Genomic DNA, 22,888 nt, shown 5'->3' with positions numbered 1-22,888 from the left:
GCGGCGGCGAACGCATCGCCGCTGCGGCCACCGCTCGATCTATTGCGACATCACCTCGCCATTCGGCAGCCTGGTCGTGTTACGGGGCATCGTCTCCGGATGCGTCGCATCGGGCGCGTTCTGCGATGGCGTCGCGCTGCCTTGCGGCGCGCTGGCGGCTGTGCCCGTGGTGCCTCTCACATACTGCTTGAAATCCGCACCGGCTTCCCACGGATTCGGCTTGCAGCCGAGCGAGCTGTCGCAATGCGCCGAAAAGCCGATCGTGGTGGTGCCATCGGGACCTGCGGCGCGCGTGATCTGAAACGCGAGCGCGCGCTTGCCGCCGTCCGGGCCGGCGGTCTGGATCAGCGAGTCGTTAGCGGTCTCGATCTTGTACTTCGAATGACTCGCGACCCACGTTTGCGCCCGTTGCCACCAGAGGTCGCATTCGGCTTTGTTCGAACACGTCAACGGCCTGGTCGCGATCTGCATGACATCGGGATCGACCTGACCCTGGGTCGAGCATGCCGTCGCCGCCACGAGACACAGCGCGGCCAACAGAGCTTTGTTCCTCACGTCGATACCTCCCCTGTGGAGCATGTCATAAGAGTTTGGACTACCCCATCGAAGCGGCGTTTCACCCAGATCAGAGAATCGCGACGTCGCGCGGAGTATTTGCCGATTCCGCGGACGCCTGAAGAGCGCAATCCGTAGAGGTTACCTGCGCGTTGCTCGGGGCAAAGAAAAAGCGGCCACGTGGGCCGCTTGAAGCACTTCCGGGATGCTGTGGTCCGAACGCTCAGACGCTGAAGCGATTGAGCGTATAGGCCCGATACGCAGCGACGAACGCATCGAACGAACCAACCTCGTCGCGTTCGAGCTTCGCCTGTTCGTCGAGCGATCGCACCGCGAGGTCGGCAAACGCCTTGGACTGCGCGGCATCGAGCGGACGCGCACGGAAGTACGCGGCGTGCGCTTCGCTTTGCGCGAGGCCGAACGCGAGGAAGCTTTGCTGCTGGTCGCGCATCGTTTGCAGCACGCGCGCCGATGGCGTCAGCGACACGTCCGCGAGCTTCGCGCGTTGCGCGGCGACCGCGCGCGCGTGTTCGTCACCGCCCTTCAGGCTGTCGAGCACGGCCGCCGCGGCGTCGATTTTCACGAGCAGTTCGTCGGCCCAATCGATCATCGCGACCGGCTTGCCGTCGCGAACCAGTTCGAGGCCTGGCTTGCGGCCTTCCATCGTCACGCGGCCGAAGTTCTGGTTCGCTTCGGTGTACGCGGGCGGAGGCAGGGACGCGCTGTCGTCGAGCGCGCACACGAGCAGGTACGCGTCGAGAAAGCGCGACGTTTCGAGCGAAATGCCGGCCGGCTCGAACGGATCGATGTCCATGCAACGCACTTCGACGTATTGCACGCCGCGCGCGGCGAGCGCATGCAACGGCCGCTCACCCGGATACGTGACGCGCTTCGGACGAATCGTCGAATAGAACTCGTTTTCGATCTGCAGCACGTTGGTGTTGATCTGCACCCACTCGCCGTCGCGTTGCGTGCCGATCTGCTCGTAGGCGGGATACGGCTGGCTCACGGCTTTCGCGAGCGCGTCGAGATAGCCGGGCAACGTGTCGTAGTCGGCGTGCAGCGCGGCTTGCGCGGTCGTGTTCGAATAGCCGAGATCGCTCATGCGCAGGCTGGTCGCGTACGGGCGGTACAGCGTGTCGGCGTCGAACGTGTCGAGCGTGTGTTTGCGATCGCGGAGAAAGCGCCGATCGAGCGCCGGCGACGCGCCGAACAGATACATCAGCAGCCAGTTCGTGCGGCGGAAATTGCGGATCAGCGCGAGGTAGCGGTCGGACTGGAAGTCGACGGCGTTCGCGGTGGATTGCTGATCGGCGTGCAGCAGGCGCCACACGTCTTCGCTCAGCGAATAGTTGTAGTGGATGCCCGCGATGCACTGCATCGTGCGGCCATAGCGCAGCGCGAGGCCGACGCGGTACACGTACTTCAGCTTGCCGATGTTCGAGGTGCCGTAGTGCGCGATCGGAATGCCATCGTCGGTGGCGGGCAACAGTCCCGGCATCGAGTTGTTCCACAGGATCTCGTCGCCGAGCTCCGCGTAGACGAAACGATGCAGCACGTCGAGTTGCGCGAGGGTTTCGGCGGCGTCGTGCTCAGCCGGCGTGATCAGCTCGAGCAGCGCCTCGGAGTAGTCGGTCGTCAGCGACGGGTGCGTGAGCGCCGAGCCGAGCGCGCGCGGATGCGGCGTCATCGCGATCTGGCCGTTGCGCGTCACGCGCAGGCTTTCCCTTTCGATGCCGCGCAGGCCGCGTATCAGCACATCGCGCTGCGGGCTCGAGTCGAGCACGGACAGGCGGTGCGAAAGCGCGTCGGTCGTGCAGGAAGGTGTGGTGTTTGGCATTGATGCAAGTCGGGCGTTGCCGGTCGCCGTGTATCGCCAGACGATCCACAGACGGTATAGCGGCTGACAACGTTCGGCGGAATTTTCAGTAGCGGGCACTTTAACATCTCGCCAGAACCGCTGCTTGCGGCCGCTTCGGCGGAGTTTCAGCGGGCACTTGAGGTCGCGCTGAACTACGCCATCGGCATCGGCATCGGCATCGGCATCGGCATCGGCATCGGCATCGGCACGTCGCGACGACGCTCACGCTCAGCTCATCCCCCGCGCGCAGCGCCCGCCCGATCCGCCACCTCGTTCCACAGATGCATCGCGGCATACGCGCGATACGGCCGCCACGCGTCGGTGCGGCTGCGCTGTTGCGCGGGCCGTACGAGCGAAGGATCGCGCGCACAGATCGATTGCATCAGCACGAGATCCGCCTCGGGCCATGCATCGGGATCGCGCCATGCACGCATCGCGACGTATTCGACGGTCCATGGGCCGATGCCCGCGAGCGCGAGCAATGCGGCGCGCAGGCTCGCGGCGTCGACGGTGTCGCTGCTGTCGAGCGGCACGTCGCCGCTCGCGACCGCGCGCGCGAAGCCCTGCAACGCGGCGACGCGTTTGCCCGGCATGCCGATCTGCGCGAGATCGACTTCGGCGAGCGCGGCCGGCGTCGGAAAACGCCACGCGGTGTTTTCGTGCGGATGCCCGTCGATGCGTTCGCCCGCTCGCTGCACGAGCCGTCCGATGATGGTCGTCGCGGCCTTCACGCTGACCTGCTGACCGACGATCGCGCGCACCACCAGTTCGAAGCCGGACCACGCGCCCGGCACGCGCAGGCCGGGCACCGCGGCGACGAGCGGCGCGAGCCACGGGTCCGCCGCGAGTCCGGCGGCGATCTTCTTTGGATCGGCGCGCAGATCGAACATTCTTGCGATTGGCGCGGCGAGTGCATCGGCGTGGCGGCTCGCCGGCCCTTCGATGCTCGCGACGATGCAGCGCTTGCGCGGATGCAGCCGCACGCTGAGTGTGCCGCCGTCGCCGTTCCAGTCGATCGCGCGACGATACGCGCCGTCCTCGACGGCTTCGACGCCAGGCGTCGCGCGGCCGCTGAAAAAGCGCAGCAGCCGCGGCCAGTCGAACGGTGCCTTGAACGGTAATTCGAGAGTTGCAACCTCGTGAAGCGTGCTCAAGCGGCGTGATCCAGTTGGGAGTTGTGGGAGTCGGCATCTGTGCGGCTTGCGTCGCGGCGGGGCGCGTCGCTGGCTGAAACGCCGCCTGCGTGCTGCGCCTCATTGTCGAGCAACGCGGCCTTGCGCGGCAGCCCCCAGCGATAGCCGGCGAGCGCCCCGCCCTTCTGCACGACGCGATGGCAAGGAATCGCGAGCGCGACCGGGTTGGTCGCGCATGCGCTCGCGACGGCGCGCACCGCCCGCGGCGAGCCGACCGCCTCGGCGATCTGCGAATAGCTGCGTGTCTCGCCGTACGGGATTCGCCGCAGCGCATCCCATACGCGCTGCTTGAATGCGGTCGACGCGATATCGAGCGGCAACTCGAAGTCGTGGCGCGTGCCGCGCAGATACGCGTCGATCTGTGCGATGAACGGCGCGAGCCGGCCGGCGTCTTCGCGCAGCTCGGCATTCGCGAACTCGCCGCGCAATTCGTCGATCAGCAGTGTGGTGTCGTCGCCGAAACCGATCTTGCAGATGCCCTTGTCAGTCGCGGCGACCAGCACGAAGCCGAGCGAGGTCGGCGCGCTCGCATAGCGCACCGTCAGGCCCGCGCCCTTGCGGCGATACGCGGACGGCGCCATGCCGAGCTCGGCCGGCGCGCTGTCGTACATTCGCGACGGCGAGCCGAAACCGGCGTCGAGCGTCGCGCGCGTAACGTCGGCGCCGCCCTGCAGCGCATCGCGCAACGCGGCGCCGCGCTGCGCGGCCTGGTACTGACGCGGCGAGACGCCGACCACGCGCTTGAACAGGCGCTGCAAATGGAACGGGCTCACGTGCACGGCATCGCTCAGTTGCGCGAGCGTGAGGCGCTGCTGCGGATCGGCGTCGAGCGCGGCGCACGCCCTGGCGACGATGTCGAGCTCGCGCGGCAGACCGCCGGGCTGGCAGCGCTTGCAATCGCGAAAGCCCGCGGCGCGCGCGGCGGCGGCATCGGTGAAGAAAGCGACGTTTTCGCGGCGCGGCTGGCGCGACGCGCACGACGGCCGGCAGAACACGCCGGTCGTCCTGACCGCGTAGAAGAATGCGCCGTCGGCATCGCGGTCGCGGTGGGTGACGGCGTCCCAGCGTTCGTCGTCGGTGCGCCACTGGGTGGTGTCGACGTCGGCGGCCGCGCGCATGGGGGCGGAATGGCGAGTGGTGGCGTTCATGATGTCATGGGGCCCGGATGGGCAGGCAGTGTCGATGCTCATCAATCTAGGCCCGAACGCTACACAGTACGCGCCGGATCTTGCTCTGTCATTCGGACGCGCTTGTCCGTACCCGTAGTGGGGTCAAACCCGGCAAAATCGCAATCCGAAGCGCCTTGGAATGCCCTGCGGCCGGACGTTTTGCCTCAAAGTGCGGCAATTTCGCACGATATCGGGTTTTCCCTTAAAAAGTTATTGCGTCGCACCAAGCCGATGTGTATATTAGTGCTTGTCTCCTCCATGTCTCCTCCTGATATGGATTCAGCCCGCTCCACTTGAGCGGGCTTTTTTTGCCTGCGTTTTCTGTCCGCGCCTGGTCCGCATTTGGTCCGGTTCGCCCACGACTTCCCGCCAATCCACTCCGCCCTTTCCTTTCTCCTACACTTCCTAATCGGTTCTCCGAACTAGCGAAAGGGCGTTCGACATGAAAATCCACATTCGCGAGATCGACCACGTCGTGATCCGGGCGACGCACGTCGAAACCCTCGCGCGCTTTTACTGCGACGTACTCGGTTGCAGCGTTGAAAAGGAGCAGCGCGAACTCGGCCTCACGCAACTGCGCGCGGGCCGATCACTGATCGATCTGCTGCAGGTCGGCGCGAAGCTCGATCGCGCGGAAAACGGCGCGGCGGGCACGGGGCGCAACATGGACCACCTGTGTCTGCGCGTCGAGTCGTTCGACGCCGACGCGCTGAAGGCGCATCTGAGCGCGCATGGCGCGCGGCTCGGCGAACAGGGAGTGCGTTATGGCGCGGACGGATTCGGGCCGTCGCTGTATCTGTTCGACCCGGAGGGCAATATGGTCGAACTGAAGGGGCCGCCGGAAGCGGCGCGGGTCACGTCGCTCTGAAGGCGAGAACGATGCGGCGCAAAAACTGGTTCAGACATGAGCCATCACGCATCGGCGGGCGCCTTCAGTACGGTCCAGTCGATCTTCACCGCATCGGCTTCGGCGCTGCCGAGCCATGCTTCGCCGTCCTGCACCGTGCATTGCAGCCGCATCGTGCGTTCGGCAAGCGAGCCGAGCGATGCCGCGACGTCTTCGCCGAGCGTCCAGACCGTCACGTTGCGCAGGCGCTCGACCTTGTTGCGCACGCCCTGCCACCAGATTTCCGAAGTACGCCCGCCATAGGCGATCACGACCACGTGATTCGCCCGCCCGCTCGCCTTGGCGATGCGGCGCTCATCGGGCTGGCCGACCTCGATCCACGTGTCGATCGCGCCGGTCAGATCCTTCGCCCACAGATCCGGTTCGTCGACATCCGACAAACCTTTGCAGAACTCCAGCCGTTCCTGCGCAAACAGCGCGAACGCGGCGACGCGAACCATCATCCGTTCGTCGGTTTCGGAGGGGTGACGGGCGATCGTCAGCGAATGGTCGGCGTAATAGTGCCGGTCCATGTCAGCGATCTGTAGTTCCGCCTTGTATATCGTCGATTTGAGAGCCATGCCGTTGCTAAACCAGGCGCTCGCTCCACCGGAGCGCAGCGAAAATGAATCGTCGACGGCGCGTTGCCGTTTCTTGTGTTTGCTGTACATCGGATGTTCCTCCCGCGCCGTCAGCCGGTGCCTATGACACAGAAGGAAGCATTTACCGGGCCACCGCGGGTTCCGTGGCCGTGCCGTATACGTCGCGAGCCGCATCTCGCAGCGCGTCGAGCACGACGGCGGCCGCCGGCGACAACAGATGCGACTGGCGCGTGATGATACCGAATGTATCCATCCTGCAAGGCAAATCGATCGGGACGCGCTTCAATACCCCGTACTGTTGGTACTGACGCGCCACTTCATCGGGCAATACCGCCAACATGTCGCTTTGCAGCAGCAGGCTCGAAATCGCGAGGAAGTTGTTCGTATTGACGACGTTCTGCGGCGGATTCAGGCCGATCTGCGAAAACATCAGATCGAAGCGATGGCGCAGCACGCTGCCCGGCGGATGCAGCACCCAGCTCGCGTTGACGATACCGCGCAGCGTCAATCCCGTTTCATTTTCGAGCGGATGGCCGGGACGCGCGACCACGCACAGCGGTTCGTCGGCGAGCGGTTCGTAGCGCACGTCGGTCTTGAACTGGTTCTGCCGTTCGAGCACGCGGCCGATCATGATGTCGAGATCGCCTTCGGCGAGCCGCGGCAGCATCACGTCGGAGGTCTCGACCTCGGCCCAGATCTGCAGCTGCGGATAACGCTCCTTCACGCTCGCGATCGCGCGCGGCACCATTGTCGCGGCGGCCGCGGCGATCACGCCGATACGCACCTGACCCGCGAGCCCCGAGCGGAGCGCCGAGATTTCGTCGTGCGCCTGGCTCAGGTTCGACAGCACCATGCGCGCGTGGCGGATCATCACCTCGCCGTACAGCGTCGCATGCATACCGTGCGGCGTGCGGTCGAACAGGCTCACGCCGAGCATGTCCTCGAGCTCTTTCAACAGGCGCGACGCGGCCGGCTGCGTCATGCCGAGCACGTCGGCCGCGCGGCGCACGTTGCCCTCCTCCTCCATCGCGGCAAGCAGCAGCAACTGGCGCGTCTTTAGCCGCGCGCGCACGAACCAGTTCGAATAGCTACGCGTCATCGCAGGGTCTCCTGGGTTTTTACGAGCGATGTTTGTACGTTCTTCCTCCGAAGCTCCATGATGCCATACCGAAACTGATATCGGAGAAGCCTAAAAAGGGATTGGAAAGTTATTGGGCCGGCTCATACCATTCGTGGACTTTGTGAACTTACGGTGCGCCTTTTTTCGCCGATGAACCGCGATCCGCTCGTCCCCCTCGTTGCCAGCCCGTTTCGCCATTACATCAATGGCGGATGGGAGACCGGCGCGACCACGGGCGTGTCGCTCAATCCGTCGGATCTCGACGAGCCGGTCGGCGAATACGTGCGCGCCGACGTGCGGCAGACCGACAGCGCGATCGAGGCCGCGCACGCGGCGTTTCGCGACTGGTCGCTCGCCTCCGCACAGCGCCGCGCCGACGCGCTCGACGCGATCGGCAGCGAAATGCTCGCGCGCCGCGAGGAGCTGGCCCGGCTGCTCGCGCGTGAAGTCGGCAAGGTGCTGCCCGAGGCGCTCGCCGAAGCGACGCGCGCAGGGCAACTGTTCAAGCTGTTCGCGGCCGAGGCGCTGCGCGCGTTCGTCGAGCCGCTCGCGTCGGCGCGTGCCGGCGTCGAAATCGACATGACGCGCGAGCCGCTCGGGGTGGTCGGCATCATCGCGCCGTGGAGCGCGCCGCTCGCGATCGCCGCGGCGAAGATCGGCGCCGCGCTCGCGCACGGCAACTGCGTCGTCTACAAGCCGGCCGAATCGGCGCCGGCCTGCGCGGCGGCGCTCGCGTCGATCGTCAGTCGCGCGGGCTTGCCGGCCGGCGTGTTCAACCTCGTGATGGGCAGCGGACGCAAGGTCGGTGCGCGCATCGTCGCACATCCGCTCGTCGCGGCGATCAGCTTCACCGGTTCGTCCGACACCGGCACGCGCGTGCTGCAGGCCGCCGCGACGCGCCAGGCGCGCGTGCAGCTCGAGATGGGCGGCAAGAATCCGTTCGTCGTGCTGGCCGACGCCGATCTCGACGGCGCGGTCGACGCGGCGCTCACCGGTGCCTTCAGCGCGACCGGCCAGCGCAGCACGGCTGCCGCGCGGCTGATCGTCGAGCGCGCGGTGTTCGCGCCGTTTGTCGACGCGTTGCAGGCATAGCTCGCGAAACTCACCGTCGATCACGCGTTGAAGCACGGCACCGATATCGGCCCGGTGGCGAACGCCGCGCAGCTCGAACGCAATCTCGACTACGTGCACGTCGGCGAGCAGGAAGGCGCGCAGTTGCTGCGCGGCGGGCGGCGACTGGAGCGCGCGACGCGCGGCTATTTTTTCGAGCCGGCGCTGTTTATCGGCGAATCGGAGCATCGCATCGCGCGTGAAGAGATTTTCGGGCCGCTCGCGGTCGTGCTGCGCGCGGACGATTACGAACACGCGCTACATCTCGCGAACGACACCGCCTACGGACTGTGCGCCGGCATCTGCACGCGCTCGCTCGAACGCGCGCGGCATTTTCGCCGCCACGTGCAGAGCGGTCTCGTCACGATCAATCTGCCGACCACGGCCGTCGAGCATCACGGACCCGGCGGCGGGCGCAAGGCGTCGGCCTATGGCGCGAGCGATGCCGCGTTCTGGACCGCCGTGAAAACGGCGTACCTGGCGAGCTAGAAGCAATGAGCCGCGCCACCGTTTTCACCGCGACTCGCGCGAACCTTCCGGCGTGCCGCGCGCAGATCCGCCCCGATTCGCGCGACGGCTGACGCCGCCCGCGTTACCCCGCTGCAACTACACGACATCAATGCAGCTTTTCACCCTCAGGAGACAGTAGATGACTAGCAAGCTTCGCCGTTTGACCCTGACCGCGATGGCCGCCGCCGCCCTCGCCGCCCCGTTCGCCGCACAACTGTCCGCCCACGCGGATGAGCCGCTCAAAGTCGGCTTCCTCGTGAAGATGCCCGAACAGGCGTGGTTCATCAACGAACAGAAAGCCGCGAGCGCGCTCGGCAAGAAGGACGGCTTCTCGGTCGTCAACATCGGCACGCCCGACGGCGAAAAAGTGCTGGCCGCGATCGACAACCTCGGCGCGCAAGGCGCGAAGGGCTTCGTGATCTGCGCGCCCGACGTGCGTCTCGGACCGGCGATTCAGGCGCGCGCGAAGCGCTACAACATGAAGTTCGTGACTGTCGACGACCAGCTGGTCGATTCGACCGGCAAGCCGCTGGCGAACGTGCCGCACCTCGGCATGTCGGCCTTCAAGATCGGCAACCAGGTGGGCCAGGCGATCACCGACGAAATGAAGCGCCGCGGCTGGAAGCCTGAGGAAGTCGGCGCGCTGCGTATCACGGACTATGAGCTGCCGACCGCGAAGCTGCGCACCGACGGCGCGACGCAGTCGCTGCTCGCCGGCGGCTTCAAGAAGGAAAACGTCTTCGACGCGCCGCAGAAAACCACCGACGACGAAGGCGGCTTCAACGCGGTATCGCCGGTGCTCGCGCAGCATCCGAACATCAAGAAGTGGGTGATCTTCGCGCTCAACGAGGAAAGCGTGCTCGGCGGCGTGCGCGCGACCGAACAGCTGCATATTCCGGCCGCGGACGTGATCGGCGTCGGCATCAACGGCGCGGGCGAGGCGTTCGCCGAGTTCCAGAAGAAGGAACCGACGGGCTTCTACGGCACGATTGCGGTCAGCTCGACGAACCACGGCAAGGAAAGCACTGAGAACCTTATCGAGTGGATCAAGGACGGCAAGCAGCCGCCAGCCGACACGCAAACCACCGGCAAGCTGATGGTGCGCGGCAACTGGCAGGACGTGCGCAAGGAACTGGGTATTTGAGCGAGGTTCTCGCAGCAGACGGCGGGCCGTCTCGTGCCTCGCGTTTAGCGCGAGCGCGGCCCGCTCAGGTTTCCTCCGTTCGAGGTTTTTTTCGATGACGTCCTTATTCACCGGGTCTCATGCCAGCGAGGCGGCGCTCGCGCCCTCGCCTGCATCGACGCCCGCATCCGACGCCCCCTATCTCCGGCTCGACGGCATCACCGTGCGCTTTCCGGGCGTGCTCGCGCTCGACCAGGTCTCGCTAGAAGTGCGCCGCGGCGAGGTGCACGGCCTGATGGGCGAAAACGGCGCCGGCAAATCGACGCTGCTGAAGGTGCTGTCCGGCGTCAATCATCCTGTCTCGGGCACGTTGTCGCTCGACGGCGTCGAGCAGCAGTTCGCGACGACCAAGGCGGCGATCGCCGCGGGCATTGCGATCATCTATCAGGAACTGCATCTGGTGCCGGAGCTGACGGTCGCCGAGAATCTGATGCTCGGCGCCCTGCCGAATCGCTTCGGCATACTGGACGAAAAGGCTTTGGTCGCGCGTGCGATGCGCGAGCTCGAACGGCTCGGCGAAAAGCTCGATCCGTCGCAGCAGGTCAAGCATCTGTCGATCGGTCAGCGGCAGATGATCGAAATCGGCAAGGCGCTGATGCGCGACGCGCGCGTGATCGCGTTCGACGAACCGACCAGCTCGCTGTCGTCGCGCGAAACCACGCAACTGTTCCGCATCATCCGCGCGCTGAAGGCCGAAGGCCGCGCGATCATCTACGTCACGCACCGGATGGATGAAGTCTACGAACTGTGCGATCGCGTCACGGTGTTTCGCGACGGCCGCCGCATCGACACCTTCGAGGCCGGCGCGGGACTCGACCGCGATCGGCTGATCAGCTGCATGGTGGGGCGCTCGATCACCGATGTCTACGGCTATCGCGCGCGCGAGCACGGCGACGTGCAGCTTCAGGTCGACGGCCTGATGGGACCGGGCCTGCGCGAACCGGCATCGTTTTCGGCGCGCAAGGGCGAGATCGTCGGCTTCTTCGGGCTCGTCGGCGCGGGCCGCTCCGAGCTGATGAAGCTGATCTACGGCGCGGTCAAGCCGAGCGCCGGCGAGGTCGCGCTGAAGGGCAAGCGCGTGCAGTTCGCCACGCCGCGCGACGCGGTGCGCGCCGGTGTCGCGCTGTGTCCCGAGGATCGCAAGCAGGAAGGCATCGTCTCGATCGCGTCGGTGTCGGACAACCTGAACATCAGCTGCCGCCGCCACTTCAGCCGCATCAACGTGCTCAACGGCCGCAAGGAAGCGCAGACCACGCGTGAATTCATCGGCAAGCTCGCGATCAAGACGCGCAACGGCGACACGCCGATCGGCACGCTGTCCGGCGGCAATCAGCAGAAGGTGATCCTGTCGCGCTGGCTCGCCGAAGAGATCGACGTGTTCCTGATGGACGAGCCGACGCGCGGCATCGACGTCGGGGCGCGCAGCGAGATCTATGGGCTGCTGTATGGGCTCGCCGAGGCGGGCCGCACGGTCGTCGTCGTGTCGAGCGATCTCGCCGAGGTGATCGGCGTGACCGATCGCGTGATCGTGATGAAGGAAGGCCGCATCGTCGGCGATCTGCCGAAGGCGCAGGCCACGCCGGATGCGCTGATCAAGCTGGCATTGCCGCGCTGATCGCCCAACGGATCGCGCCACCAGACCCCTTACCGAATACCGCAACGAAAACGGCATTGAATGGAACAGACATCATGAATACACCTTCCACCGATTCCTCGACCCCCGCCGTCGCCTCCGTGGGCTTGACCGCGCGCGCCGCGCGCACCTGGGACCTGATCAACAAATCCGGCATCGTGATGGTGTTCGTCATCCTGTTCGCGGTGCTGTCGCTCACGGTCCCAGACTTTCTGAGCACGCGCAATATCCAGGGCCTGCTGCTGTCGGTCACGCTGATCGGCTCGATCTCCGTCACGATGATGTTCGTGCTCGCGCTCGGCGAGGTGGACCTGTCGGTGGCGTCGATCGTCGCGTTTTCGGGCGTGGTGGCTTCCGTGCTGATCACCGCGACGCACAGCGTGTTAGTCGGCATCACGGCCGGCGTGCTCGCGGGCGGCGCGGTCGGGCTCGTCAACGGCACGCTGGTCGCGCGCTACAAGATCAACTCGCTGATCGTCACGCTCGCGATGATGGAGGTCGTGCGCGGCCTCGCGTACATCACCTCGAACGGCGACGCGGTGATGATCTCCGAGGAGCGCTTCTTCGACCTCGGCGGCGGCTCGTTCCTCGGCATTTCTTATCCGATCTGGAGCAACATCGTCGGCTTCGTTCTGTTCGGCTTCCTGCTGAAAAAGACCGTGTTCGGCAAGAACGTGCTGGCCGTCGGCGGCAATAGCGAAGCGGCTGTGCTCGCGGGGCTGCCCGTCACGCGGATCAAGATCACCGTGTTCGTGCTGCAAGGCCTCGTGACCGGCTTCGCGGGCGTGATGCTCGCGTCGCGCATGAGCCTCGGCGATCCGAAGACGTCGGTCGGGCTCGAACTCGGCGTGATTTCGGCGTGCGTGCTCGGAGGTGTGTCGCTGACGGGCGGTGTCGCGACGATCTCCGGCGTGCTGGTCGGCGTGCTGATCATGGGCTCGGTGCAGGACGCCATGAGTCTCCTGAACGTGCCGACGTTCTATCAGTATCTGATTCGCGGCGGCATCCTGCTGCTCGCGGTTCTGTTCGACCAGTTCCGCCGCAGCAAGCGCGTGCACTGACGCGCCGTTGCTCGTGGCCGGTTTCCTGCGCTTTGCGAGAAGGCGTACTGCCGATGCGGGTCGATAAAACCCGCATCGGCTTTTTTATTGCAGGTGAAGCCTGGCAAGTATCAAAAGCAATAAAAAACGGCTTGGCATCGGAATGCCCAAGCCGTCTCTTTTAGCTCACGCGTTCACGCCTGCGACTTTTAAAGCCGCAGCGGATACGCATGCGACCGTATTCCGGCTTTTGCCGGAATACCGGTGTTGTACTTATTGCTTGATGAATCGGTCGTTGGCCCAGAGCCCCTCGGTATCGCTATTGGCTGAATTCACGAACTCGACGTCGTGGCCGACCACGCGCACCACGCGGAAACTCGAGTCGGTCGGAGTCGACACGCATTGATATCCGGAGAAGAATTCCTGCATCTGCTGCTGTTCACCGGCTTGCGCGTGGTGATCGGCGGCATCGAGCTTGTCCTTCGATACGCAGCCATACGCATTGGCCTTGAACTGGATCGTTTGCTGCGGCTTGATCACGACGTCTTGCGCCTGAACGCTAGCGGCAGCCAAACCCGCGATGGCGAAAACAACGGCAATTCGAGTTTTCATTCGTTCCTCCGGGGCGGGCCGAAAAAATCTCGGTTAGCTATGTATTTAACTTTAACGGTGGACCCGCATCTCGCACTGTAGGAGAACCGATGAGAACGACAAGCACATCTTGTGTGCGATCGCAACAGTGGCGAATTGTCGCACCTGCTGTCGAAGCTGATTAAAGCCTGAGCACACGCTTGATCGAATGGCAATGAAATGAATAACTAAAAATCCACTCCCGCACACGGCTTAGCTGGTAAAGCTTTGCGCGCGCATTCACGTAAACGCGTAGCGTCAATTAAGCGATTTAATACAATTTAATCAATGAGTTTGTGCGTCGCACACAAAGTCATTCCACAGGCAAAAGCTGCGATGCGCAATAACGAGGCAAGTGCAGAAAATAAACAGTGCCAGCCGTCTCTCACGGGCCTTGGTGAAACGCTTGCAACGCGCCATTGCCGAAAACGCATGAAAAAAAGCCGCGCGGCGCAAAGCCGCGTGGACAGGCGAGGGGTGGCACGATCGCAGTGCGATGTACCCTTCGCGTGCCGCCTGAATCCAGGTGGATCTTCGTCGAGCCCATATGCGGGTACAGGCGGTGCTCTACAATGAAAACGAATCTCCTGCACCCGGAGGCTATCGTGAACGAGCACGTAATACTCGGGATTTTTCTGGTCGTTCCGCTGCTGATCGTCATGTTTCTTTTTTCCGACGAACTGTGGCAGGAGCATCGAGACCTGCACGACGGACGGCCGTTGGCAGCGCGTCGCCGACGCATCGACTGGCGGCATCCGCTACGCCGTTCGCGCGAGCGGCTCTGAGATTGCGAAGCGGGTCCCCAAAGAAAAAAAGCCTGCCACAGGGGCAGGCTGAAAAAAGAGATCCACACTCAATGCCTTGAACACAAGGCAATAGCAGTCTAGTCGCGACACGCTAATCGGTGGTTTCAACGGCTTTTACAGTTGTTACCGGGCGTGACCGTAATGCGGGGCGCGACGTTGCGTCGGCAGGCCTCGCGTCGCGCTTCAGTGGGCGCGCCAGTGCGCGCGAATCCGTTTGGCGAGCGCTTCGAGCGTGTCCGGATCGGCGACCTCGCGCGCATGCAGCTTCAGCGGTTGGCCTTCCCAGCGCGGAATCACGTGGAAATGGACGTGCGGCACTGTCTGTCCCGCCGCCGCGCCGTTGAACTGGCCGATGAACACGCCGTCAGGACGCAGTGCCGCGCGCACCGCGATCGCGAGCTTTTGCGCCATGCGCGTCGACGCGACGAGCGCCGCATCCGACAGATCGAAAATTTCCGCGACCGCTTCCTTCGGCACGACGAGCAAATGGCCGTCGGCTTGCGGCATCAAGTCCATGAAAGCCAGCGCCTGGTCGTTTTCGGCCACCTTGATGCACGGTAGTTCGCCGCGCAAGATTTTGGCGAACGGGTTGCTGTCGTTGTAGCTCATCGCGTTTCCTTTCATTTGGGCTGGGTTCGATTCACGGGTCGAGCGGGATACTTTTTTTGCGTAGCTTCGCACCGCGGGTTTCCTATTCTCTACCCGAACGCTTACGCCACGCGTGCGGCACGCCGGATCGCTTGAGGTGGCTGGCCGAACGCGCGCAAAAACGCGCGCCGCATCCGCTCGGGGTCGATGAAGCCAGTGTCGGCTGCGATGGTTTCGATCGAATGACGGCCGGTTTCGAGCATCGTGCGAGCCGCTTCGACACGCAGCGCCTCGATCGCGCGGGCCGGCGACTGGCGCGTCTCGTCGCGAAACGCGCGGCTGAACTGGCGCGGGCTCAGATGCGCAACGTCGGCGAGCTGCTCGACGGTCAGCGGCTCGCGCAGATGGCTCTTCGCATACGACAGCGCGTTCTGGATCCGATCGGATTTCGGTTCGAGATCGAGCATCGCGGAGTACTGCGATTGCCCGCCGGTGCGCCGGTGATAGACCACGAGCTTCTTCGCGATCGCGCGCGAAACCGCGACGCCGAGGTCGTTCTCGACGAGCGCGAGGCACAGATCGATACACGCGGTCATGCCGGCCGACGTCCACACCGAGCCGTCGACGATGAAGATGCGGTCCTCGTCGACCCGCGCGCGCGGAAAGCGCCGTTGCAAATCGCGCGCATGCGCCCAGTGCGTAGTCGCGTGGCGGCCGTCGAGGATGCCCGCTTCGGCGAGCACGAACGCGCCGGTGCAGATGCTCGCGGTGCGGCGCGAGGCGGCGAGGGCGTCGTTCAGAAACGCGAGCAGCCCCGGCGACGACGGCGCGATCTCCATCGCGCCGGTGACGATCACCGTGTCGTAGGCGGGATCGCCGAACGGGCGCGTCGCGACCTCGACGCCCGCCGAGCTGCGCACAATGCCGCCGTGCTCGGAGATCACCGCGACGTCGTACGCGGGCTCGCCGGTGTCCTGGTTGGCGAGTTCGAAAATCGATACCGCGACCATGTCGAGGATCTGAAAGCCCGGAAAGACCACCACGCCGATGCGTTTCATTTACGACGTCCGGAAACGAGGGAAATACGACATTTGAGACAAAACAGTACGCGCCTAAACTCAGCTCGTCAACCCCGCCGTATCAGCGCAAAAGCCGCAAGGCGGCGAGTTCACGGATGTTCCCATTCACCGGACAGGGCGGCCGCATCATGCGCAGCCCGCAAGGAGAGCTTCAATGGCAACGCAGGCAGACAAGGGCGTACAAGGCAATTCGAACGAAGGCAAGGGTACGGCGGTGGTCACGGGCGCATCGTCGGGTATCGGCGCGGTCTACGCGGACCGGCTCGCGCGACGCGGCTACGACCTGCTGCTGATCGCGCGCGACGGCGCACGCCTCAGCAGCCTCGCCGACCGGCTGACGAAGGAAACCGGCCGCCGCGTGAGCACCGTCAGCGCCGATCTGACCAACAAGGCCGACGTGCGCCGCATCGAGAACCAGTTGCGCGCCGAGCGCGGCATCACGATGCTGATCAACAACGCGGGCGTCGGCGCGACCGCGACGCTGCTCGACTCCGACATCGATGAACTCGAGCAGATGATCGAGCTGAACGTGACCTCGCTCACGCGCCTGACGGCGGCGGTGTTGCCGGGCTTCATCGCGCGCGGTGCCGGTACGGTGATCAATATCTCGTCGATCGTCGCGCTGGCGCCGGAATTGTTGAACGGCACCTATAGCGGCACCAAGGCCTACGTGTTGAACCTCACGCAGTCGCTGCATCACGAGGTGGGCGGCAAGGGCGTGCGGCTGCAAGCGGTGCTGCCGGGCGCGACGAGCACCGCGTTCTGGGATCGCGCGGGTCTCGCGGTCGAGAACCTGCCTTCGCAGATCGTGATGAGCGCCGAGGACATGGTCGACGCGGCGCTTGCCGGTCTCGACCAGGGCGAACTGGTGACGATCCCGTCGTTGCCCGATGCCGCCGACTGGGAGCGTCTGAACAGCGCGCGTTTGCATCTGCAGCCGAATCTGTCGCGCAGCGCGCCGGCCGAGCGCTATACGCGCGCCGTGGCCGCGTAAGCCGAAGGTTGAGGAGGGCGGCGCCAGACTCAGCCGCTCACGGCCACCTGATTCTTGCCGTCGTGTTTCGCGCGATACAGGCCGACGCCGGCGGCCTCGATCAGCGTCGTGACCGGTTCGGCGGCCGACGGCACCACCATCGCCGCGCCGATGCTGATCGTGACGACGCCCTCTGCCGAGCCCGCATGGGTGATCGCGCGGTCTTCGACCGCGATGCGGATTTTCTCCGCGAGCAGGCGCAAGCCGCCCGCCGACGTGTCCGGCACGACCACCGCGAACTCCTCGCCGCCGAAGCGCGCGGCGAGATCCAGTGAATGGCCGAGGCACGCTTCGATCGTATGCGCGACGCTCTTCAGCACTTCGTCGCCGGCGACGTGCCCATAGGTGTCGTTGTAGGCCTTGAAGTGATCGACGTCGATCATCAGGAGGCCGAGGCCGGTCTTGTCGCGGGTGCCGCGGTGCCATTCGGCGGCCAGATACTGGTCGAGGTAGCGGCGGTTCGACAGGCCGGTCAGACCGTCCGAATGCGTGAGCCGCTGCAACTCCAGATTCGTCGCCAGCAGTTGTCGCTGAGATTGCCGCAGCGCGCGGTACGCCTCGTCGCGTTGCAGCAGGTGTAGGTACGAGCGCGAGTGATAGCGGATGCGCGCTATCAGCTCGATGCGGTCGGGCAGCTTCACGAGGTAGTCGCTCGAACCGGCCGCGAACGCCGCGCTTTTGACGAGCGGCTCTTCGTTGGTCGACAGCACGACGATCGGGATGTCGCGAGTGGCGGCATTCAGCCGGTATTGCCGCACCAGCGTCAGACCGTCGGTGCCCGGCATCACGAGATCTTGCAGGATCACCGTCGCGCGCGTTTCCTCGGCGCAGCGCACCGCGTCTTCCCATGACGCGCAGTAGCGAAAGTCGATGCCCGCCTCGTCGGCGAGCGCCTCGCGCACCCCCTCGGCGATGACCGCGTGGTCGCCGACCAGCAGCACCATGATCGGGCACTCGGCCGCCGGCGGGTCGGCGAGGATGCGCGCGAGCGCGTCGTCGCTGGCGAGACTGGGCGCATCCTCAGCGACGAGCGCGTGCGCCTGCGGGCTCACGTCGTCTGCGGGATGCAGCGTTGCGGCGTTCCGGGGCGGTTTAGAGGTGTCCATGTGGTTCGGCCAGGATGAAGTTCAGGGAGGGCACGTCAGCTTGCGGGGAGGCGAGGCGCTCGTTGACCACTGCCCTTGGTCAGATAATAGTCGGCGCCCGCGTCAAGGCCAGCGCGGCGATCTTCCCCGCGATGCCTGGATGAAATGCAGCGCAATGCCATGCGTGGGCTCACGCGTCCAGCGTTATGCACCTGTTACAGAGTTAATCTCCGGTTACCAACTGCAGCATCTATTTCCGCGCGCGCCGGCGACAATTCGTCCATGCCTGAACGGCGGGAGCTCAATATGAAAAAGATCGCAGTGGCGTTGGTAATGGCGGGTAGTTTGACGGTGGCGGGCCAGGCGTCCGCGCACGGACACGGCGGTGATGTGGTGGGTGCGCTGATTGGCGGCGCGGTGCTGGGCGCGGTGGTCACCTCGGCGTTGACGCCGGCGCCGGTGGTCGCGTATCCGCAGCCGGTCTATGCCGAGCCCGCGTACCAGCCCGCGCCGGCTTACGTGGCACCGCCGCCCGGATATTGCTACGACCAGTATCAGCGCGCCTATGTCGCGTGCGGCGCACCGCCGCCCGGACAGTACGGCTATGCGCAACCGCAACCCGAGCCGCAGTGGTGAGCGCGGCGAGGCTCTGATGCGCGGATGATTCAGCCGAACAACGCGCAGACAAAAAGGCCGTCGCCCAATGCGACGGCCTTTTTCCATTTGAGGCACGGCTTAATGCTTGTGATGCAGCCACTCCGCGTAATGCGTGTCGAGCCAGCGCTCGAGCTTGGGCGGTCTGGACGGGTCGCGGTGACGCGACATCATCCAGATGGCAAGGCCGACCACCAGCATGACGGCGGGCCCCATCAGATAAGCGAGCATTGATTCAGGCATCGGAACCTCCGTATCGGCTTGCATCCATCTCTCAGTGTAGGCGAAGGAAGCGGGGAAAGAACGACGATGTCAAACGGTCCAGAGAAGCGAAAAAAGGCGCATTTGCGCCCGGTTTGGAAACCTGTTCTTTTGATGAGTTTTCCTTTATTTGCTTAGCGTCTGGGCGAGGTCGCATTAGCCTGTGTACCATCCTGTTACCGGCCTGACGGCAAGCGTCACATGGCGCCAAAACCCATGACAATGCCGTCAAGCCGTCCCGTTCGCCGTCTACCGCGCGACTTCCATCTGGCTATCGACAAAGTCCGCCCAACTCTGAAGCATGCGACGCTGCCACGCCGCTTCGTCGGTTGCTTCACGCTTCGCGATGTCGCCCCCCGCAGCTGTTTGCTGTTCCATGTCGCGCAGATGCGACGACGCGGTGCGACGAAAGTCGTGTAGCACGAAATGCTCCACGTCGAGCCCCAATGCCTTGACTGCCTGGTTCAGCGTGCTTTTCGCGATCGGCCGATCGTCGCCCCTGACGCTCGGGAACACGAACGTCTCGCTGGTGCGCCCGCGCTGCAGCTCGCGCAGCAGCGCAACCGCCTGACGCGGCAAACGGACGACGCGGTCCTCGCGCGCGTTCAGGCGCGCGGCGGGGATCGTCCACAGCGCGTTGTCGAGATCGAACTCGGCCCATGTCGATTCGACGAGGTCCGCTTTGCGTGCCATCGTCAGCACCAGCAGATGCAGCGCGAGCTTCAGCGGACGGCGGATATTGGATGTGTCGATCGTGCGCAGCATGACACCGATCTCGGCGCCGGACAGCACGCGGGTGCGGCTGTCGAAGGTCGCGATCGAGCGCGCCGGTACGACTTCCGCGGGATTGCCGGTCGCGAGCTGGCGCGCGATCAGGTATGCGTACAGACGCTTCACGACGTTGCGCGTGTGCAGCGCCATTTTCGGCGAGCCGCGGCTTTTGATGCGCTCGCAGATCGCGACGACGTCGTCAGCGGTGACCGCGCCGATCGGCTTGTTGCCGATCGCGGGCAGCACGTCCTTGTCGAGCGCGCGCCGCGTGGTGCGGCGATATTCATCCGACTTGCCGGCCAGCGCCGTCGCGAGATAAAGCTCGGCCGCTTCGCGCAGCACGTCGGCCTTGCTCTCGGCACCGCGATCGCGCCGCGCGGTTGCGACCGGCGAGATGCCCTGCGCGACGAGCGCCGCGTACCTCTGCGCCTTCGCGCGCGCGACGCGCAGCGAAATCATCCGGTAATCGCCGATGGTCGCGAGCGGCTGACGCTTGCCGTTCAACGTATAGCGGAAGCGCCAGACCTTGGTGCCGGTCGTCATGACCTCGATCACGAGGCCGTTGCCGTCGGCGACGCAGTAGCGGGTCGCGCGCGGTTCGAGCGCGCGGATCTCGGATTCGGTGAGCGGGGTGGCGAGGCGGGGCATGCTTTGGGGACGCTGTACGTTTAGGCTCGGATAGCTGGATTCTAAACCCTTGCCCGGTTGTGTACCAAAAATCCGGCGGGTTTTTGGTCGACGGAGTGCGATTTTCGCGTGTGCGGCAGCGGCGCCGATTCGGCCGCGAGAGCCTATATGACGGCCGGATTGCGCCGACGCACAAGTTCGGCGTTACTTGCCGATACAGAATCGGCTGAAAATCACGCCGAGCAGATCGTCCGAACTGAACTCACCGGTGATCGAGTTCAGTTGATCCTGCGCGAGCCGCAATTCCTCGGCGAACAGATCGAGCGCCTGCGCGTTCTGCTCCGCATGCACGGCGGCGGTCGCCAGATGCTCGTCGGCCGCGCGCAACGCGATCAGGTGCCGCTCGCGCGCGAGATAGACGCTCTCCGCGCCCGCCTGCCAGCCGGCAATCCGCAGCAGTTCGTCGCGCAGCAGCGCGACGCCGTCACCCTTCTTCGCCGACAGCCGCACCTCGCTAAGTTCGAGGTCGGCGTCGAGCGCCTGCGTCGCGGGCGCGAGCCCTGTCAGGTCGGTCTTGTTCAGCACGCGGACGACGGGCACGCCGCGCGGAAAGCGTCCGGCGATCGTTTCGTCGCCGGCCGTCATTCCGGCGCGCGCGTCGAGCAGATGCAGCACCACGTCCGCGCGCTCGATCTCGCCCCACGTGCGCTCGATGCCGATCTTCTCGACCTCGTCCTCGGTCTCGCGCAGGCCGGCCGTGTCGATCACGTGCAGCGGGATGCCTTCGATCTGGATCGTCTGCGCTACCTTGTCGCGCGTCGTGCCAGCGATCGGCGTGACGATCGCGAGTTCGGCGCCGGCGAGCGCATTCAGCAACGACGACTTGCCGACGTTCGGCTGCCCCGCCAGCACGACCGACAAACCTTCGCGCAGCAACGCGCCTTGGCGCGCCTCGCTCAGCACGTGCGCGAGACGCTCGCGTATGCGCACGAGCTTGCCGCGCGCGTCGGCGGCTTCGAGGAAGTCGATTTCCTCTTCCGGGAAGTCGAGCGTCGCTTCGACCAGCATCCGCAGCGTGATCACCTCTTCGACCAGCGCGTGGATGTCGCGCGAGAACGCGCCGTCGAGCGAGCGGCCGGCCGAACGCGCGGCGGCCTCGGTGCTCGCCTCGATCAGATCGGCGACGGCCTCGGCCTGCGCGAGGTCGAGCTTGTCGTTCAGAAACGCGCGACGCGTGAATTCGCCGGGCTCGGCGAGCCGTAGACCGAACGCGCGGCCGGCGTCGATGCAGCGCTGCAGGACCAATTGCAGCACGACCGGGCCGCCATGGCCTTGCAGTTCAAGCACGTGCTCGCCGGTGTACGAATGCGGCGCCGGAAAGTACAGCGCGATGCCGCGATCGAGCGGATTGCCGCTCGCGTCGAGAAACGGCACGTAGCTCGCGTGACGCGCCGCGAGCGTCTGGCCGGTGAGGGCCTGCATCAACGGCTGGGCCGCCGCCGCGCCAGCGCGGCCGAACGAAATCCGCACGACGCCGATGCCTCCCCGGCCGGGCGCGGTAGCAATGGCAACGATGGAATCGGAGTCGGTCGTGAGCATGTGAAGTCGGGCGAAACGGGAGGGGAAGGGCAGGGCCGCGGCGGTCGAGCCGGCGCGAGGCATTGTAACGCGCGCGCCTCGCACGGAAGGGCTGGCGACAAGGACGCGAAGCGGATGACGTGCCCGTTCGCCCCTATCGTTTGAACAACTCAGATTTATCCCAATTAAGCTAGGATTATTACCGCGCTACTTGGGAATTATTGAGACTCGGCAGGAACTGCAGTTCAGGCAAAGCCAAGCCTGGCAGTCGAGAGATGAAAAAAATAAATTCGCGCAATGCGTTATGGGGCGCGCGCTGCAAGCTAAAACTATCTCAAATAAGAGAAAACAAAGCTTGATCGGTTGTCAACTGGCTGAACTCCGAATTGCACAATCTGGCCCATGCCGACCGACAAAGAAAAAGCCGCCTTCGCCAAGAGGCTGAAGGATCTGCTGGAGCCGCTGAAAATCCGCGGCGGGACCAAACTCGCCGAGCAATTCAATCTTCGCTATTACGGCGAGCGGCCCGTGACGCCCCAGACCGCACACAAATGGCTGACGGGCACGACGATCCCGAAGCCGGACAAGTTGCGCACGCTCGCCGAATGGTTGAACGTCAAGGAGCACTGGCTCCATTACGGACCACCGCCCGGCGCCAGCGCACGACCGATGGCACGTGGCGAAAAATATCCGCCGACACCCGAAACGATCGAACTCGCTTCGAAGATCGCATCGTTGACCCCGAAGGACCGGAATCTGGTCGAGGAAATGATCGTGCGTTTTTACGGCGAAGATTCCGACGAAGAGTGAACGACGAAACTCAAGCGCAGCCGCCCGCCGCATTTCCTACAACCGCACCATAAAAAAAGCCGCCCGGTTCGCACCGGGCGGCTTTTTGTTTTGAGCTTGCGTCA

Annotated in this window: 21 protein-coding genes and 1 pseudogene; 9 read left to right on the top strand and 13 right to left on the bottom strand. The window is 64.9% G+C overall.

Features of this window, described 5'->3' with window-relative positions; all coding sequences use genetic code 11:
* Window positions 1-39 precede the first annotated feature (39 nt).
* From OKW30_RS18525 to ada, 4 genes are all read right to left on the bottom strand, one after another.
* Window positions 40-555 carry a hypothetical protein gene (locus tag OKW30_RS18525; protein WP_311540095.1) on the bottom strand — a complete coding sequence of 172 codons (516 nt, stop codon included), beginning with the start codon at window positions 553-555 and terminating at the stop codon, window positions 40-42.
* A gap of 223 nt (window positions 556-778) precedes the next feature.
* Window positions 779-2,395: a glutamate--cysteine ligase gene (gene gshA / locus OKW30_RS18520; protein ID WP_429347329.1), complete on the bottom strand. Its 1,617-nt coding sequence runs from the start codon at window positions 2,393-2,395 to the stop codon at window positions 779-781.
* A 254-nt stretch (window positions 2,396-2,649) separates the two neighbouring features.
* Window positions 2,650-3,570, bottom strand: coding sequence for a DNA-3-methyladenine glycosylase family protein (locus OKW30_RS18515; protein WP_429347328.1), 921 nt, complete (start codon window positions 3,568-3,570; stop codon window positions 2,650-2,652).
* A complete protein-coding gene (ada, locus tag OKW30_RS18510; protein WP_429347769.1) occupies window positions 3,567-4,727 on the bottom strand; it encodes a bifunctional DNA-binding transcriptional regulator/O6-methylguanine-DNA methyltransferase Ada in 1,161 nt (386 codons plus the stop codon). The genes OKW30_RS18515 and ada overlap by 4 nt, the downstream gene beginning before the upstream one ends.
* Window positions 4,728-5,220: 493 nt before the next feature.
* On the opposite strand from ada, the gene OKW30_RS18505 reads away from it, so the two are divergent.
* Window positions 5,221-5,646 carry a VOC family protein gene (locus tag OKW30_RS18505; protein WP_090802309.1) on the top strand — a complete coding sequence of 142 codons (426 nt, stop codon included), beginning with the start codon at window positions 5,221-5,223 and terminating at the stop codon, window positions 5,644-5,646.
* Between the two features lie 44 nt (window positions 5,647-5,690).
* Here the strand turns inward: OKW30_RS18505 and OKW30_RS18500 are convergent, their stop codons facing one another.
* Both OKW30_RS18500 and OKW30_RS18495 read right to left on the bottom strand, forming a co-directional pair.
* Complete coding sequence (locus OKW30_RS18500) at window positions 5,691-6,245, bottom strand: YaeQ family protein (RefSeq protein ID WP_026228986.1); 555 nt, start codon at window positions 6,243-6,245, stop codon at window positions 5,691-5,693.
* A gap of 142 nt (window positions 6,246-6,387) precedes the next feature.
* Window positions 6,388-7,365: a LysR family transcriptional regulator gene (locus OKW30_RS18495; RefSeq protein WP_184036791.1), complete on the bottom strand. Its 978-nt coding sequence runs from the start codon at window positions 7,363-7,365 to the stop codon at window positions 6,388-6,390.
* A 171-nt stretch (window positions 7,366-7,536) separates the two neighbouring features.
* On the opposite strand from OKW30_RS18495, the pseudogene OKW30_RS18490 reads away from it, so the two are divergent.
* From OKW30_RS18490 to araH, 4 genes and pseudogenes are all read left to right on the top strand, one after another.
* Window positions 7,537-8,985 (top strand): annotated as a pseudogene (locus OKW30_RS18490) (aldehyde dehydrogenase family protein).
* Between the two features lie 160 nt (window positions 8,986-9,145).
* Window positions 9,146-10,150 (top strand): arabinose ABC transporter substrate-binding protein, encoded by a 1,005-nt coding sequence (locus tag OKW30_RS18485; protein WP_184069917.1) that lies wholly within the window; start codon window positions 9,146-9,148, stop codon window positions 10,148-10,150.
* 94 nt (window positions 10,151-10,244) lie between these two features.
* Window positions 10,245-11,804, top strand: coding sequence for an L-arabinose ABC transporter ATP-binding protein AraG (araG, locus tag OKW30_RS18480; protein WP_429347327.1), 1,560 nt, complete (start codon window positions 10,245-10,247; stop codon window positions 11,802-11,804).
* 74 nt (window positions 11,805-11,878) lie between these two features.
* Window positions 11,879-12,883, top strand: coding sequence for an L-arabinose ABC transporter permease AraH (araH, locus tag OKW30_RS18475; protein WP_187615159.1), 1,005 nt, complete (start codon window positions 11,879-11,881; stop codon window positions 12,881-12,883).
* A 252-nt stretch (window positions 12,884-13,135) separates the two neighbouring features.
* On the opposite strand, the gene sap1 is transcribed toward araH, so the two are convergent.
* Complete coding sequence (sap1, locus tag OKW30_RS18470; RefSeq protein ID WP_018418921.1) at window positions 13,136-13,474, bottom strand: surface attachment protein Sap1; 339 nt, start codon at window positions 13,472-13,474, stop codon at window positions 13,136-13,138.
* Between the two features lie 623 nt (window positions 13,475-14,097).
* On the opposite strand from sap1, the gene OKW30_RS18465 reads away from it, so the two are divergent.
* Window positions 14,098-14,277: a hypothetical protein gene (locus OKW30_RS18465; RefSeq protein ID WP_184069957.1), complete on the top strand. Its 180-nt coding sequence runs from the start codon at window positions 14,098-14,100 to the stop codon at window positions 14,275-14,277.
* Between the two features lie 204 nt (window positions 14,278-14,481).
* Here the strand turns inward: OKW30_RS18465 and OKW30_RS18460 are convergent, their stop codons facing one another.
* Complete coding sequence (locus OKW30_RS18460; protein ID WP_090805510.1) at window positions 14,482-14,907, bottom strand: HIT family protein; 426 nt, start codon at window positions 14,905-14,907, stop codon at window positions 14,482-14,484.
* 101 nt (window positions 14,908-15,008) lie between these two features.
* On the bottom strand, window positions 15,009-15,944 hold the full coding sequence (locus tag OKW30_RS18455; RefSeq protein ID WP_429347326.1) for a GlxA family transcriptional regulator: 936 nt from the start codon (window positions 15,942-15,944) through the stop codon (window positions 15,009-15,011).
* 175 nt (window positions 15,945-16,119) lie between these two features.
* On the opposite strand from OKW30_RS18455, the gene OKW30_RS18450 reads away from it, so the two are divergent.
* On the top strand, window positions 16,120-16,959 hold the full coding sequence (locus tag OKW30_RS18450; RefSeq protein ID WP_184069921.1) for an SDR family NAD(P)-dependent oxidoreductase: 840 nt from the start codon (window positions 16,120-16,122) through the stop codon (window positions 16,957-16,959).
* 29 nt (window positions 16,960-16,988) lie between these two features.
* Here OKW30_RS18450 and OKW30_RS18445 read toward each other — a convergent pair whose 3' ends face one another.
* The gene (locus tag OKW30_RS18445) at window positions 16,989-18,104 is read right to left on the bottom strand and encodes a diguanylate cyclase (protein ID WP_184069923.1); all 1,116 of its coding nucleotides are present in this window, start codon (window positions 18,102-18,104) and stop codon (window positions 16,989-16,991) included.
* A gap of 285 nt (window positions 18,105-18,389) precedes the next feature.
* Here OKW30_RS18445 and OKW30_RS18440 point away from each other — a divergent pair, with 285 nt between their 5' ends.
* The gene (locus tag OKW30_RS18440; RefSeq protein ID WP_090802296.1) at window positions 18,390-18,719 is read left to right on the top strand and encodes an ecotin precursor; all 330 of its coding nucleotides are present in this window, start codon (window positions 18,390-18,392) and stop codon (window positions 18,717-18,719) included.
* Between the two features lie 99 nt (window positions 18,720-18,818).
* Here the strand turns inward: OKW30_RS18440 and OKW30_RS18435 are convergent, their stop codons facing one another.
* From OKW30_RS18435 to mnmE, 3 genes are all read right to left on the bottom strand, one after another.
* Window positions 18,819-18,980, bottom strand: a complete 162-nt coding sequence (locus OKW30_RS18435) for a hypothetical protein (RefSeq protein WP_167368611.1) — start codon at window positions 18,978-18,980, stop codon at window positions 18,819-18,821.
* A gap of 267 nt (window positions 18,981-19,247) precedes the next feature.
* Window positions 19,248-20,417, bottom strand: coding sequence for a tyrosine-type recombinase/integrase (locus OKW30_RS18430; RefSeq protein ID WP_184069925.1), 1,170 nt, complete (start codon window positions 20,415-20,417; stop codon window positions 19,248-19,250).
* A 183-nt stretch (window positions 20,418-20,600) separates the two neighbouring features.
* Window positions 20,601-21,995, bottom strand: coding sequence for a tRNA uridine-5-carboxymethylaminomethyl(34) synthesis GTPase MnmE (gene mnmE / locus OKW30_RS18425; RefSeq protein ID WP_184069927.1), 1,395 nt, complete (start codon window positions 21,993-21,995; stop codon window positions 20,601-20,603).
* 381 nt (window positions 21,996-22,376) lie between these two features.
* Here mnmE and OKW30_RS18420 point away from each other — a divergent pair, with 381 nt between their 5' ends.
* Window positions 22,377-22,784, top strand: a complete 408-nt coding sequence (locus OKW30_RS18420) for a helix-turn-helix domain-containing protein (RefSeq protein ID WP_018418931.1) — start codon at window positions 22,377-22,379, stop codon at window positions 22,782-22,784.
* Window positions 22,785-22,888 lie beyond the last annotated feature (104 nt).

Origin of the sequence: Paraburkholderia sp. Clong3, from assembly GCF_050436485.1 — a bacterium.
Lineage (GTDB): Bacteria > Pseudomonadota > Gammaproteobacteria > Burkholderiales > Burkholderiaceae > Paraburkholderia > Paraburkholderia tuberum.
This window is presented reverse-complemented; position numbering and strand designations above follow the sequence as displayed.